Source organism: Gordonia zhenghanii (genome assembly GCF_021738965.1).
GTDB lineage: Bacteria > Actinomycetota > Actinomycetes > Mycobacteriales > Mycobacteriaceae > Gordonia > Gordonia zhenghanii.
In genome coordinates, this window is sequence record NZ_JAKKOQ010000005.1 from 398,742 (window position 1) to 412,398 (window position 13,657).

The window sequence follows — 13,657 nt, forward strand, 5'->3', positions numbered from 1 at the left end:
CGCCTGTTAGACGCAGCGACTGAACGTCCGGTACCAGCGCCGGTCAGATGACACACTTCGCGAAACTCTCGTATAGTGACCCGAACGGGGGACACCTGTCGCGGCACTACCGCGACCGCCATGAAGGAGCGTCAGTGATCTGTCCGCACTGTGGCGTCGATGTCAGATACCGCGAGCGGCCCGACTACACGTGCAGCCAGTGCAATCGCGAGTTCGCCCTCGAGCCGAAGAGCACGGCGTTCCAACTGAACGACCTCCGCACCCTCCGTCTGGCAGACAAACTCCGCACCGACGAAGGACTACGGTTCACCTACGAACAGTTCCGGTATGCCGCAGGTAAGCGAACGCTCGAGACCCACCTCGACTCGCCATGGTTGTCCGCGTTCTGGGGTACAGCCGCAGCGATCTTCTTTCTGACGCTCACTCCCGGCCTTCCCGTGGCCTTGATCGTCGGTCCCGAGCTCATCGGAGTCTCCGGAGGAACACTCGTCGCCTGGCTGTTCATCGGATCGGCCTGCTTGATCGCATTGAGCATGATCATCAACGGCCTGCGGCGTCCGTCTATGCTGCGCAATCGCCGCATCGAGGTGGACGGTTCGCTCGACGACTTCGCCGCGACAGTCGATGATCGATGGAAATCGGTGTACGGCACCACTATTCCGGGACTTGTCGACGAGCGGCGAGCACCGATCGAGCATGCGGCGTCGCCCCGGTATGCGGTGCTCTGCCCCAGCCGAAGCGTGCTGGTCTGCATCTCGTGGAACGATGTCGTGCGCGAACGGGACCTGATCCTCGCGCTGCACCCCGATCAGGTTCCGCCGAACATGCCGGTCCTGGTGATTCACGATGCGAGCCCTGCCGGACTGCGCCTGGTCGCCGAAGCGCGACGACGGTTCGGCCCGCTGGCCGTCGACGTCGGGCTGTCCCCTCGGACCGCGATGGCTGCCGAGCCGCCACGCGTCTGGTTACGTGAGCCGACGTTGTCGAGCGATGCCGCGGCCTCCCTCCCGGGTGACCTCTCCGACGACGAACGTGCCTGGTTGGAGATCGGCTGGTGGACACCAGTAGCTGCGGTGCCCCCGCGCAAACTGATCGCAGCCGTCAATCGTGCTGTCGACCGCTTCGAGCCCGGCACGGCCGAAGGCCGGACCGTCGGATTCCTTACATGGCCGACCGTTTGATCAGCGGCCTGGTGCGCTACGCCGCAGCCCGTGCGGGCCGGCCCACCGGACTGCGTTTCACCGAGCGCCAGCTGTACTACGAACTCTGTCGCGTGCTGTTGCCTGCGCACCTCCTGCCGCGTCGCCTGCCCTTCACCGTGCCGGCGCTCATCCCGATCGGTGTGTTCGAGGGCTGGCTGCACCGGTGCGGCAGCATCGATGGCCTTCTGGATCCGCCTGAGTCGGCAACATCTGAGCTGGGAAACTCGACTACGGAGGACGATCTCTTCGACTACGCACTGCCCCGGATACTCGTCTGCCAGTCGTCTGCGGTGGCCGATATGCTCCGCGCGAACAGTCTGCCGATGGAGTCCGCGTGCCCGGTAATCAGTGTCGGCGAGCTCCCGCTCGATCCGGGTCTGGTGCGGATGCTGGACGCGACCTCCGTCACCGACGAAGGGGCACGCGTCTACGTCCTGCATGACGATTCGTCCGTCGGTCTCGCCCTGCCCCAGACAGTCGCCGAGACGGGCGGACTCCCGGAGTCAGCGATCGTCGTACCGATCGGACTTCGACGGTCGCAGACCGCACCGCTGCACCTGACCCGATCGGGGTGGCGCGAGGAGAGCTGCGTCGAAGTTGAGTCCGTCGCGCCCGCAGTGCTTCTGCGCAGTGTGCATCGTCTGGTCCGAGACGTCCACCGCCGCCGCGAGCCGCTCGTCGACCTGCCCGCCGCCCGGTCCGCGGGCTTCCTCACCTGGCCCCAGCGATAACAGTGTCGAAAGAGACGCGATGACATCGAAACAACCAAACGAAGCCACGTACATCGATGAACTTCTGGCCGACGGGACGGTGTACCGGCGGTACTCCGACGGGCGCCAGGAATGGCGGAGCCGCACTCCCGGCGGTGAGATTCAGTGGCATGACGACCGCGGCCGGTCTGGGACCGACGTAGCGCTGAGCCGCAAGATCGTCAAACGGACGCACGCCGACGGCGTCGTGATCTACGGACGGGAGAACGGCTTCGGCCGCACGATGTGGAGCGACGGTGTTCTGACGGTGAACAAGTCGCGGTTCGGCGGTCGTCTGGGTGCCGCGATCACAGGTATCGCAGGTGCCGCGTTGATCGGCGCTCTCGTGTACCCGCCGGACGCTCTGACTCCGGACCAAGAGGCCGATCTGCTGGCCAGCAGCGGGGTCCCGGGTGGCGGTTCGGGCGGGGACGGATCGAGCGGCGATAGCTACTCGGACTGGGGCGGCGACGGGGACGACGGCGGCGACTTCGGGTGAGAAGGAACGGCATTGGCTAGATTCAGCGTGATCGACGGCGTCCCGATGCTCGTCCCTGGCCCCGGCGTCGCGGAAGGTCCTCTGGTCGTAGGTGATCTCACCGCCGTCGGCGAGGCGACGGTCTTCAACGCGCCGACGATTCGGCGCCGGCTCTCAGGCGGCGTCCCGGACGACATATCCGACGCCGAACTACTCCTGCACGTCTACCGCGAACGCGGTCTGCCGGGTGTCGCAGAGGTCGAGGGGATGTTCGCCGTCGCGATCGTCGACGGCGACGACCTGGTTCTGCTCCGCGATCACGTCGGTTCGCGGACCTTGTTCTATGCCCGGACGGGCGACCGGTGGGCCGTCTCCACATCGAACCGCAGCCTCGCCCGCGTTCCCGGGTGCGACGACAGGTTGAACGTCCGCGCGGTCCGATCGTTCCTCACCTTCGCCTACCTGCCTGGTGCGGAGACCTTCTTCTGCGGCATCGCCGAAGCTCTCCCCGGACGTGCACTGCGTCTGTGCCCGGACGGCCGAACCGTCGAGGAGACGTTCTGGGAGCCCGTGGAGGTCGACGATCCGCGCGATGCCCACCATCACGCGCTCGGGCTGCGCGAACGGCTGGAGGAGGCCGTGGCCTGTCGCCTGCCCGAGGCAGAGCCCGTCGGCGTCCTACTGTCCGGCGGTGTCGACTCCAGCCTGGTGACGGCGCTCGCCGCTAAGCTGCACGATCATCCGGTGACTACGTACTCGATCGCGTTCGACACCGATACACCGAACGAACTCGGCTACTCCGGTCTCGTCGCGGCGCACTGCGGCGTCGACCAGCACGTGCTGACTGTGCCCGGAGACGCGATCGCGGCGCGCATGGCCGAGACCGTCGCGCTTCTCGACAGTCCGGTCGGTGACCCGTTGACCGTCCCGAACCTCATGCTCGCCGAAGCCGCTGCCGCGCACGGCCATTCCGTGATCTTGAACGGTGAGGGCGGCGACCCGGTTTTCGGCGGGCCCAAGAATCTGCCGATGCTGATCTTCGAGCTCTTCCGTCGCCAGGAGGGGACGGCCGCGCGAGCGTCGGCGTACCTCACGAGCTACCGCAAGTGTCTCGACGACCTGCCGGTACTCCTGACTGCCGACGCACTCGCCGAACTGGAGGCCACGGCGCCGCCGACCGACGTCCTGATGCCGTACCTGGAGCGCGGAGCGATGCGCAGTCTGCTCAACCAGTTGCTGCACACCAACCTGCGAACCAAAGGCGCTCACCACATCCTGACGAAGGTCGAACGATTGACGGCGGCCAGCGGCGTCGAAGGGAGAGCGCCGCTCTTCGACCGTGGCGTGATCGACTATGCGTTCCGGATTCCGCCGCAACAGAAGCTGTACGGCACCAGCGAGAAATGGATTCTGAAAGAGGCTGTCCGCGACCTGCTGCCCGCGACGATCGTCGACAGGCCGAAGAGCGGAATGCGGGTCCCGGTGCAGCAGTGGCTCGACGGGCCGCTGCGCGACCTCACGCACGACGTGCTCGACAGCCGGGCCGCACGTGACCGCGGACTCCTCAATCCGGCGACCGTTCGCGCATGGCTCCGCAAGGACGGCGCCCTGCTTCCGCGTCACGGCGGAAAGCTGTGGTTGGTACTGACATTGGAGATGTGGTTGCAGTCGTTCGAGGTGGGCCGATGACCAGCGATGCCGACGGGGGAGGGGGCCCGATGAAGGCCGACGCCGACGCCGTCGACGAGGTGATCGACCTGGTCGACTTCACCGACGCATCGCACAACGTGGTGACCCCGGTTCTACGACTCGAGCCCGACGTCGCACTCGCCGTCGTCTCGGCGTTCGCAGCCGTCGTCACCCGAGGCAAGGCGAGCACCGCCGCCACGACACCCGACGAGGACGGGGTCACTCGCTCCCAGGTGTTCGAGGAGGGCGATGTCTACATGATCGACAAGCCGTTCGACGACTACGTCGCCGACCGATACATCATGGACTTCTACGATGTGACCGACCGTGACCTCTGTTCGCGGATGCATCTCCACACCGGCCTCCGGTTGGTGCGAATCATGACGGGACCGGACACGCAGGTCCGGGTGAGTAGTTTGTCTCCGATCATCGTCACCGAAGTCCCTGGCGTCACCGACTTCCGGCTCGAGGCCTTCGCGGACGACCTTCCTGACACCGAACCCGGCATGGATCGGACTCGGTACAACGTCATCGTGCCGCCGTGCGCGTTCGTCGACATGCAGGTGCCGCGTGGGGTGAGCCATCAGTTCAACGCGATCGGCCCCCACGCGGTCATCGACTCGGTCCATCCCGAGGAGTCGATCGAGGTGTTCCGCGAGTCCATGTCCGGCTATCGGATGATGGCGCAGACACAGTTCCTGGCAGACTCACTCCCGAATGCCGAGTCGTGCGCGTTGGACGTGCCGCGCACACTGTCGTGATTCTGCGGTCTCGTCTCGGTGCCGTGTGCAGTTGTACGAAAAGTCGTGCCTGGCTAGCGGTTTGGTCCACTCCACGCTCGTTGGGACAGCAGTCGCATGCCGTTGAGAGCGACGATGACGGTCGAGCTCTCGTGACCTGCGACGCCAAGTGGCAAGGGGAGAGTGGCTGTCAGGTCCCACATCACGAGGGTGATGATGAATGACGCCGCGATGACGAGGTTGGCGACGACTACCCGGTGGGCCCTCCGCGACAGGCGCATCAGATTGGGCAACGCGGCAAGCTCGTCGCGGATCAATACTGCGTCCGCAGTGTCCAGGGTGAGGTCGGAACCTTTGCGGCCCATAGCGATACCCGTGTGCGCGGTGGCGAGGGCCGGCGCGTCGTTGACGCCGTCTCCGACGACGAGAACCGATCGTCCATCGCGTTGCAGGGCTGCGACGGCGTCGGCTTTGTCGCCCGGGAGGAGCCCCGATCGGATGTCGCTGATGCCGACACTGTTCGCGATCGTGGTCGCGAGGGTGGAGTTGTCACCACTGAGCAGCAGGGGAGTACGGCCGGTGAGTGTGGAGAGTTCGACGACAGCGCGTTCACTGTCAGCGCGAATCGTGTCGACCAATCCGATCACGCCGATGGCGACGTCGTCGGTGGACACCAGGACCGCCGTCAGTCCCGCTCGTTCGAGTTCGGCAACGACCTCGGTTGCTCCCACGGGGAGCCGGCCGTGCGGGCGGACGACGTCGATGCGTTGACCCTGGACCCGGCCGTGCACACCGATTCCTGGAGCGGAGTCGAAATCTGTTGCGGTGGGAACGGATACGGCTTGGAGTTGCGCTGCGGTCATGATCGCAGCGGCGAGTGGATGCTCACTGCGCCTTTCCACTGCGGCAGCGAGCGCCAGGATCTCGACCGGATCGACATCACCGTCGGGCAGGGTTCGCACGGTGTGGACGCGTGGTCGACCTTCGGTGATGGTGCCGGTTTTGTCGAAGGCGACCACGTCGACGTTGCGGAGTTGTTCCATGACGACGGCGGATTTGACCAGGACGCCGTTGCGGGCGGCGGTGGCCATGGCCGCGAGGAGCGGCGGCATGGTGGCCAGAACCACGGCGCACGGTGATGCGACGATCATGAACGTCATTGCCCGCAGCAACGCCGATTGACCGTCGGCCCCGAACAGCAACGGAATCACAAAGATGGCGATGGTGGCTGTCACGACGATGCTCGAGTAATACTGCTCGACACGCTCGATGAACAACTGAGTCTTCGCCTTGGTCAACGAGGCGTCGTCGACCATCGCGACGATGCGCGCAATCACGGTGTCGGACGGATCGCGTGAGACCTCAACGGTCAGAGCGCCGGTTCCATTGGTGGTTCCGGCGTATACCTCCTCGCCGGGTCGTTTCGGTGCTGGTACCGATTCACCGGTGATCGTCTGTTGGTCGACCTCGCTGGCACCCGCGGTCACCACCCCGTCGCCACCGATCCGTTCACCGGGCCGGACCACGATCGTGTCTCCGATCCTCAACTCTGCGGCGTTCACTGTGGTCTCGACGCCACGCTCGTCGATGCGCACCGCTTGTTCAGGCGCTAACGCGAGGAGCCCGCGGACCGAATCGGCGGTGCGCTGGGTGAGTGCTGCCTCCAATGCGCCGGAGGTGGCGAAGATGACGATCAGCAATGCGCCGTCGAAGATCTGGCCGATACCGGCGGCTCCGATCGCAGCGACGATCATCAACAGGTCGACGTCGAGAGTCTTCGACCGAAGCGCCTGCAGGCCTACCAAGGCCGGTTCCCATCCGCCCGCGACGTAACACGCCAGGTACGCCGCCCAGAACATCCACTCTGGCGCCGACGACAGTTGCAGTGCCAGCCCCAGCAGGAACAGCGCGAACGACACTGCTGCCCAACGAACTTCGCTGATCGACAGGATGTTCGTCGTTCTGTCGGAACGTGCGTCAGCCGCAGACGACTGCGTCGGCAGAGCCATAGTCGTTGCCATCGAGCCTTCTCGGGTCGTCATGTGGGCGGTCGGTACCGACAATACACGTACATATGAAGAGGTCTACATATGTACGCCCGAGCTATAGTGCGAGGGTGGGTCATGGAATCGAGGGCAGGTCAACTCCGCCAGCACATCTCGACGCCGAATCGGCGGCGACGGTGGCGGCCACCTTGCAAGCGCTGGCAACACCGAGTCGGCTCCGAATCCTGACCGAACTACGTCATGGGCCATGCGGAGTGACTGCATTGGCCGATGCGGTCGACATGGAGCAATCCGCGGTTTCACATCAACTTCGGCTGCTGCGGGCTCTAGGCCTGGTGACCGGTGCCCGCACCGGGCGAAGTGTCACGTATCGGCTCTACGACAACCACGTCGCCATGCTTCTCGATGAGGCGATCTATCACATCGAGCATCTCGGTCGCGGCGAGCAGGACGCGACGAACGACACCGCCTGACGCTCCGTCGAGACGGACGTGCTCCTCGGGCTGTGGGCGACCTGACAGTCGCTGATGAGCTTCTTGCCAGAAACCGCGGGTAGGCTGCGAGAAATGAATTCGCAAGACCTCACTCGGCGCCACTTCCTCACGGCGGCCGGCATCGGCACACTCGGACTGGTCGCGGCGGCGTGCGGAATCGATTCGACCGACGATGCTCAGCAGGAGCTCGGCCCGGAACTGACATACAATCCCGACCTGGGCGGGACCGGCGTCAACCCGGTCGGCTCGATCTCGGTCAGCGTCGAAGCCGGTCGGCTCGGCCGCGACGTGGCGCTGGTCAATGCACAGGGCACAGCGGTCAAGGGGGAGCAGTCCCCGGACCGGAAGACCTTCACGGTCAGCGAACCCCTCGGTTACGGCGCCGAGTACACCTGGCGCGGAACGGCGATCGGCGACAACGGTAAGAAAGCGCCGTTGCGCGGCACGTTCACCACACTGGCCCCCGACTCGCAGATCAATGTGGTGGTGAACGTCGCCGACGGGCAGACAGTCGGCATCGCCACACCGATCATCCTGCAGTTCGACGGGACGATCGAGGACAAGGAGGCCGTAGAGAAGGCACTCACCGTCACCACCACGCCTCCTACCGAAGGCGCCTGGGCATGGCTCGGCGAGGACAATGGCTCACGGGCCCACTGGCGGACGAAAGAATACTTCGCGCCGGGCACCAAGGTACGAATGGACGCCAAGCTCTACGGAGTTGACATGGGCGAAGGCGCGTACGGTGCGGCAGATGTGACCAGCGATTTCATGATCGGACGATCCCAGATCGTGAAGGCCGACGCGGCGTCGCACCAGATCGTCGTCATTCGTGACGGGGCCCCTTTGATGACGCTGCCGTGCAGCTACGGCACAGGTGACCTCGACCGAAACGTCACCCGATCGGGCATCCACGTGGTCAGTGAGAAGTACGAACAGTTCAACATGACCAACCCCGACGCCGGGTATTTCGACATCCCCGAACGCTGGGCGGTCCGCATCTCCAACAACGGCGAGTTCATCCACGCCAACCCGGAGACGCTCGGTGTCCAGGGCGCGTCGAACGTCACCAACGGTTGCATCAACCTGTCACTTGAGGGCGCGCAGCAGTACTTCGAGACAGCCGTCTACGGCGACCCCGTCGAGGTGACCGGAACGCGGCTCGATCTGTCGGAAGCCGACGGCGACATCTACGACTGGACCATCGACTGGGGGCAATGGAAGTCGATGTCGGCACTCGGCGGCGAACCGAAGACGAAGGACGTTCCCGCGACGCCTAAGGGCGCTCCAGTTCCGGCAAGCAAGTCCAAGGCATCGGGCTAATCGGGTCGCATCTAGTTTCCAGAGCGACCGCTCTGTTATCTTTGATGTGTGCCTCGCCCACGTGTTCACGACCTCGACCACCTGATGGACGCCGCTGAACAGTTGGCGGTTGAGTCAGGTCCTGCCGCGGTCACCGTTCGCTCACTGTCCGAGCTGACGTCCGTCTCCAACGGCGCGATCTATCATGCGTTCGGTTCGCGAGCGGGTTTGATGGGCAGAGTCTGGGTTCGGGCTGCACGTGCGTTCTTAGCGCTTCAGACCAATGCGGTCGCCGCCGCATTCAACTCGGAGAATGCTTCGGCTGTCGATGCCGTAGTTGCCGCTGCTGATGCACCGGCTCAGTTCTTGCTCGACTCTCCGCGGTCGGGACGGTTCCTGCTGGTTGCCTCCCGCAACGAGCTTCTTGGTTCGGCTGACATCCCCGCTGAGGTCGCAGACGATCTTCGCAGTCTCGACACGTCCGTCACCGACATGCTCATTCGTCTTTCGGAAATGACATGGGGCCGAGCCGACCGCGAAGCCGTGGCGATCATCAAAGACTGTGTCGTCGAATTGCCCTCAGCGCTGTTGCTGCGAGGTGAACGAACGCCAGATCCTCTAGTTCGCGAACGCCTTGCGTATGCCGTACGTGCGGTGCTGAAAGTTCCTCCGCCCGAACGAGTGTCCTTATCCACCGAATCAAACGACGGACCGAAGGAGTAGCCCTATGGCCACGAACCTCGAATACCACGACCACTTTGCGGTACTGACTCTCGGCGACGATGAGAACCGTTTCTCGCCTGACTGGCTCGAGACGATCAATGGACATCTAGACGAGATCGAGACCGGTGCGAGCGGGTTGATCACCATCGGCGTCGGCAAGTTCTACTCCAACGGCTTGGACCTGGAATGGCTGATGTCGAACGGCGACCGCGCCGAGTGGTATGTCGACCAGGTTCAGGAGTTGTTCAACCGAATCCTGACTTTCCCATTGCCCACGGTCGCAGCGGTGAACGGCCACGCTTTCGGCGCGGGGGCGATGCTCGCCATCGCCCACGACTACCGGACGATGCGTGAGGACCGCGGCTACTATTGCTTCCCCGAGGTCGACATCAACATCCCCTTCACCCCAGGAATGGCCGCTCTGATTCAGGCAAAGCTCACTCCGCAGACCGCGACCACCGCAATGACCACCGGTCACCGTTACAACGCACCCGACGCGCTGGCGGCAGGATTGGTGGACGAAACTGCTCCGGAGAACGCGCTTGTGGCTGCCGCTACGGCTCGATTGACACCGATTGCGGGGAAGGACCGCGGCACCCTCGGTGCAATCAAGGCCACCATGTACAAATCGGCCACTGACGCACTCCATCAAGGCCGTCAGTAGCTCATTCAGACCCCGGCGACTGGCTAGTAACGGATCGTGGGGTTGGGACGCCGCAACTGTTGGCGTCGCGCGCAGGCGATGCCTTGTGGCGAATACCGCGGTGCGATCTCGTGATCGGACGATCCCAGATCGTGAAGGCGGACGCGGCGTCGCACCAGATCGTCGTCATTCGTGACGGGCCCCTCTGATGAGACTGCCGTGCAGCTACGGCACAGGTGACCTCGACCGGAACGTGACCAAGTCGGGCATCCATGTGGTCAGCGAGAAGTACGAACAGTTCAACATGACCAACCCTGAGGCCGGGTATTTCGACATTCCCGAGCGTTGGGCGGTCTGGATCTCCAACAACGGCGAGTTCATCCACGCCAACCCGGAGACGCTTGGTGTCCGGGGCGCGTCGAACGTCACCAACGATTGCATCAAGGTGTCACTTGAGGGCGCAGCAGTACTTCGAGACAGCCGTCTACGGTGACCCCGTCGGGGTGACTGGAACGCGGCTCGATCTGTCGGAGGCCGACGGTGACATCTACGACTAGATCATCGACTGGGAGCAATGGAAGTCCATGTCGGCACTCGGCGGCGAACCGAAGACGAAGGACGTTCCCGCGACGCCCAAGGGAGCTCCAGTTCCGGCAAGTAAATCCAAGGCGTCGGGCTAATCGAAGGTGGCACAGACAGCGGGCGTGAAAGTAGAGGGCGCGCGGCGTCGAGGTGACGCTGACCGGACCGATCGCCGAGCTGATCTTCCGGCCGGAGGACGAATTCACGCCGTTGACAACGGCTGGCCGAGTTCGCAGCGGGAGAGTGAAGCAGCGGTTGGGTGCCACGGGCAGTCCACAGCCGCGTCGTCATCGCTTAGCATCGGGGAGTGAGCGCATCGAGGCTGGACCACCACACTCCGATCACCGCGGATCTGCTGCACGGCGCGTTGGACGTCGAGGACGGTGAGCGCGGCGTCGTCCCGTGCCGGCTGCCCGGATGGGCGCGCGAATACGCGGACCCACAACTGCTCTCGACGCAGGCACAGCCGGCGGGGGTGCGCCTGGCGTTCCGTACCTCTGCGACACGTATCGAGCTCATGGCCCGTCGGACGCACATGGCGTTCCGTGGTGTGACTCCTCGTCCCGACGGATATTTCGACCTGATGGTCGGGGGCAAGCTGATCGCGCAGGTCCAATCGGCAGGCGGCACGGCGTTGATCGTCGATGCCGTGACCGGGACCACTGAGATCGAGCAGGGGCCGGACCACACGATTCGCTTCGACGAAGTCCCGGCAGGCGAGAAGACCGTTGAGATCTGGCTGCCGCATTACGAACGCATCGAGCTCATCGCCCTGCGGACTGACGGATTGATCGAGCCGGTTGTCGATGAGTACCGCCGCAAGTGGTTGAACTATGGCAGTTCCATCAGCCAGGGCTCGAACGCCATGAGCCCGACGAGCACCTGGGCTGCGCGCGTTGCCCGTGAGGGCGGGATGGCATTGACGAATCTCGGCTTCAGCGGCAGTGCCATGCTCGATCCATTCGTGGCCCGCGTGATCTGCGACCAGCCGGCCGATCTGATCAGCCTCGAAGTCGGTATCAACATCGTCAACGGTGACGTGATGCGGATGCGCGCGTTCACACCGGTCTTGTGTGGCTTTCTGGACACCATCCGGAAGGGCCATCCGACGACACCGCTGCTGCTTGTATCGCCGATCCACTGCGCTATCCAGGAGGACACACCAGGCCCGTTGGCGACCGACTTCGGTGACGGTTGCATCCGCTACCGGGCAACCGGAGATCCTGATGAGGTGAGGGCGGGCAAGCTCACTCTCCACACGATCCGCCAGGAGATCGCGAGGATCGTCGAGTTACGGGCGACGCACGACGCGAACATCCACCACCTGGACGGCCTCGAGCTGTTCGGTTCGGCGGATGCCGAGAATCATCCGCTGACCGATCGCCTGCACCCGGACACCGAGTCGCATCGGCTGATCGCTGATCGCTTTCTGGTGCATGCGTTCGGTGACGGTGGCGCCTTCGCACTGGCGTAGTCGTCGTGTGGCGACGATCAGTACAGGACGCGCCCGTATCGACCAGTGGAGGTCATCATGAGCATCGTGCAGTATCAGTGCGCCACATCTTTGGACGGATTCATCGCCAGAGCAGGGGGAGACATGTCCTGGCTCAGCACCGCGTCCGGGCCGCCGGGTGACCAGTCCAACGACGAGCCCGAGATGAACCCATTGGTCCATGCGGTAGGTGCGGTTCTGTCTGGGCGACGTACCTATGACGGCGACGATCCCAATGCCGACACCGACCAGGAGGGCGCCTACGACGGGCAGTACGACGGCCCCATGATCGTGCTTACACACCGCCTACCCGAGACTCCCGTCCCAGGGGTGACCTTCGTCGACGACTTGCAGACCGCGATATCAGCGGCAAAGGACGCGGCGGGCGACAAGGTCGTGAGTGTGCTGGGGGCGAGCATCGCTCGACAATGCCTGGAGATGGGGCAGCTCGATGAGGTCCTCGTCTACCTCACGCCGGTGCTGCTTGGTGACGGAGTTCGCCTCTTCGATCGTCCAGGCGGGCCGCCGGTCTACCTTGACGTCACGGAGTCGGGTTCGATGTTCGTCCGCGCGTCCGTCCGCGTCGCCTGACGACGACCCGGACGGTCGCCGTCAGCTCGCCACAGTGGTCTGCCACGGTGGTCTGCCACGGTGGCCAGCGCTGCGTCTTTTGTCGGTCAAGGACGGTCGAGTCGATCGCCCGGAACGCGGTAGAGAGCTGGCTGTCCATCCCGGAGACCATGCAGCAGCCGAGGCTACGCGGTGCGGTCGTGTCGCCCGAAAGGTTCGAAACAGCGAACACGCGGGATTCTGACTACAGCGATCCGGCGAGGTAGTCGCTACCGCCGATGAATAGGGTTCGGGGAACGAGGTCGCGCCGTACAGCCTCGTCAGCCACCGCCCTCGCGAACTGCTCGACGGTGGGAAGCGGCACGCGCGAACGGCGAGCGTCTACTGCGTTAGGATCGCGCCGTTCAAGCAGCCTCACGATAATCGTGCCTTCGATCATGTCCCCTGAGACGATAGAGAGTCCAACGTCGGCTCCTAGCAGCACGGGTAGTCGCTCGCGGATCACGTCTTCGCCGGCGCGCTTGCTCACGGCTACGGGTTCGTAATCTTTGGGGACTTCATGACGGTCCACGAAATGGGCTTGATGACTCGTCACGAACACGACACGACCGGTGGCGCGCAGGTGCGGTAGCGCAGCATCGAGGAGATGTGCTTGCGCGTCCCGGTTGATGGCCATCGGGTAGTCGTCAGGAGTGCCCCGCTCAAGCCCTCCGGAAGCGTTGAGCACAAGTCCGTCGATACCTCCGTGCGCTTTGGTGATCGTACAGAGCATCTCCGAAACATCCGCGGGCTTGCTCAGGTCTGCCTGTATCGCGGTTGCGAGCCCGCCTGCGGCGGCGATCTCGCTGACTAGGTCCTCCGCACGCTTGCGCTTCTCTCTGTAGTTGATGACGACGTGGTTTCCCCGTTCAGCGAGAAGTCGGGCCGTCTCGGCTCCGATCCCGCGCGACGCGCCGGTGACTAGGATCGTTCGTCGGCTGTCCACTG

General features: G+C 64.3%; 13 protein-coding genes and 1 pseudogene. 12 read left to right on the forward strand and 2 right to left on the reverse strand.

Annotated elements, in window-relative coordinates; all coding sequences use genetic code 11:
* Positions 1 to 134: 134 nt before the first annotated feature.
* Genes L5G32_RS06585 through L5G32_RS06605 form a run of 5 tightly spaced genes read left to right on the forward strand, consistent with a single transcriptional unit; the run spans position 135 to position 4,879 of the window.
* Positions 135 to 1,181: a hypothetical protein gene (locus L5G32_RS06585; protein WP_237010209.1), complete on the forward strand. Its 1,047-nt coding sequence runs from the start codon at positions 135 to 137 to the stop codon at positions 1,179 to 1,181.
* On the forward strand, positions 1,166 to 1,933 hold the full coding sequence (locus tag L5G32_RS06590) for a hypothetical protein (protein WP_237010210.1): 768 nt from the start codon (positions 1,166 to 1,168) through the stop codon (positions 1,931 to 1,933). Before L5G32_RS06585 ends, L5G32_RS06590 begins: the two co-directional genes overlap by 16 nt.
* 19 nt (positions 1,934 to 1,952) lie before the next feature.
* A complete protein-coding gene (locus L5G32_RS06595) occupies positions 1,953 to 2,450 on the forward strand; it encodes a hypothetical protein (RefSeq protein WP_237010211.1) in 498 nt (165 codons plus the stop codon).
* A gap of 12 nt (positions 2,451 to 2,462) precedes the next feature.
* A complete protein-coding gene (locus tag L5G32_RS06600; RefSeq protein WP_237010212.1) occupies positions 2,463 to 4,118 on the forward strand; it encodes an asparagine synthetase B family protein in 1,656 nt (551 codons plus the stop codon).
* Positions 4,115 to 4,879: a hypothetical protein gene (locus tag L5G32_RS06605; RefSeq protein ID WP_237010213.1), complete on the forward strand. Its 765-nt coding sequence runs from the start codon at positions 4,115 to 4,117 to the stop codon at positions 4,877 to 4,879. Before L5G32_RS06600 ends, L5G32_RS06605 begins: the two co-directional genes overlap by 4 nt.
* 53 nt (positions 4,880 to 4,932) lie before the next feature.
* Here L5G32_RS06605 and L5G32_RS06610 read toward each other — a convergent pair whose 3' ends face one another.
* Complete coding sequence (locus L5G32_RS06610; RefSeq protein WP_308192018.1) at positions 4,933 to 6,879, reverse strand: heavy metal translocating P-type ATPase; 1,947 nt, start codon at positions 6,877 to 6,879, stop codon at positions 4,933 to 4,935.
* Positions 6,880 to 6,974: 95 nt separating this feature from the next.
* On the opposite strand from L5G32_RS06610, the gene L5G32_RS06615 reads away from it, so the two are divergent.
* The 7 genes and pseudogenes from L5G32_RS06615 to L5G32_RS06645 all read left to right on the forward strand — a co-directional run bounded on the left by L5G32_RS06615 (position 6,975) and on the right by L5G32_RS06645 (position 12,691).
* On the forward strand, positions 6,975 to 7,337 hold the full coding sequence (locus L5G32_RS06615; RefSeq protein WP_237010214.1) for an ArsR/SmtB family transcription factor: 363 nt from the start codon (positions 6,975 to 6,977) through the stop codon (positions 7,335 to 7,337).
* 93 nt (positions 7,338 to 7,430) lie between these two features.
* Positions 7,431 to 8,681 carry a L,D-transpeptidase gene (locus L5G32_RS06620; RefSeq protein ID WP_237010215.1) on the forward strand — a complete coding sequence of 417 codons (1,251 nt, stop codon included), beginning with the start codon at positions 7,431 to 7,433 and terminating at the stop codon, positions 8,679 to 8,681.
* An 84-nt stretch (positions 8,682 to 8,765) separates the two neighbouring features.
* Positions 8,766 to 9,383: a TetR/AcrR family transcriptional regulator gene (locus tag L5G32_RS06625; protein WP_237010216.1), complete on the forward strand. Its 618-nt coding sequence runs from the start codon at positions 8,766 to 8,768 to the stop codon at positions 9,381 to 9,383.
* Between the two features lie 4 nt (positions 9,384 to 9,387).
* The gene (locus tag L5G32_RS06630; protein WP_237010217.1) at positions 9,388 to 10,047 is read left to right on the forward strand and encodes an enoyl-CoA hydratase-related protein; all 660 of its coding nucleotides are present in this window, start codon (positions 9,388 to 9,390) and stop codon (positions 10,045 to 10,047) included.
* Positions 10,048 to 10,151: 104 nt separating this feature from the next.
* Positions 10,152 to 10,706, forward strand: a pseudogene (locus L5G32_RS06635) (L,D-transpeptidase); the annotation flags it as partial.
* A gap of 209 nt (positions 10,707 to 10,915) precedes the next feature.
* A complete protein-coding gene (locus L5G32_RS06640) occupies positions 10,916 to 12,082 on the forward strand; it encodes an SGNH/GDSL hydrolase family protein (protein WP_237010218.1) in 1,167 nt (388 codons plus the stop codon).
* 57 nt (positions 12,083 to 12,139) lie between these two features.
* On the forward strand, positions 12,140 to 12,691 hold the full coding sequence (locus L5G32_RS06645; protein ID WP_237010219.1) for a dihydrofolate reductase family protein: 552 nt from the start codon (positions 12,140 to 12,142) through the stop codon (positions 12,689 to 12,691).
* Between the two features lie 223 nt (positions 12,692 to 12,914).
* Here the strand turns inward: L5G32_RS06645 and L5G32_RS06650 are convergent, their stop codons facing one another.
* Positions 12,915 to 13,655: an SDR family oxidoreductase gene (locus tag L5G32_RS06650; RefSeq protein ID WP_237010220.1), complete on the reverse strand. Its 741-nt coding sequence runs from the start codon at positions 13,653 to 13,655 to the stop codon at positions 12,915 to 12,917.
* Positions 13,656 to 13,657 lie beyond the last annotated feature (2 nt).

Bases quoted from the DNA above. Each gene is read 5' to 3' on its own strand.
- L5G32_RS06590 (WP_237010210.1), top strand. From the start codon at position 1,166: ATGGCCGACCGTTTGATCAGCGGCCTGGTGCGCTACGCCGCAGCCCGT.
- L5G32_RS06595 (WP_237010211.1), top strand. From the start codon at position 1,953: ATGACATCGAAACAACCAAACGAAGCCACGTACATCGATGAACTTCTG.
- L5G32_RS06605 (WP_237010213.1), top strand. From the start codon at position 4,115: ATGACCAGCGATGCCGACGGGGGAGGGGGCCCGATGAAGGCCGACGCC.
- L5G32_RS06610 (WP_308192018.1), bottom strand. From the start codon at position 6,879: ATGGCAACGACTATGGCTCTGCCGACGCAGTCGTCTGCGGCTGACGCA.
- L5G32_RS06620 (WP_237010215.1), top strand. From the start codon at position 7,431: ATGAATTCGCAAGACCTCACTCGGCGCCACTTCCTCACGGCGGCCGGC.
- L5G32_RS06625 (WP_237010216.1), top strand. From the start codon at position 8,766: ATGGACGCCGCTGAACAGTTGGCGGTTGAGTCAGGTCCTGCCGCGGTC.
- L5G32_RS06630 (WP_237010217.1), top strand. From the start codon at position 9,388: ATGGCCACGAACCTCGAATACCACGACCACTTTGCGGTACTGACTCTC.
- L5G32_RS06645 (WP_237010219.1), top strand. From the start codon at position 12,140: ATGAGCATCGTGCAGTATCAGTGCGCCACATCTTTGGACGGATTCATC.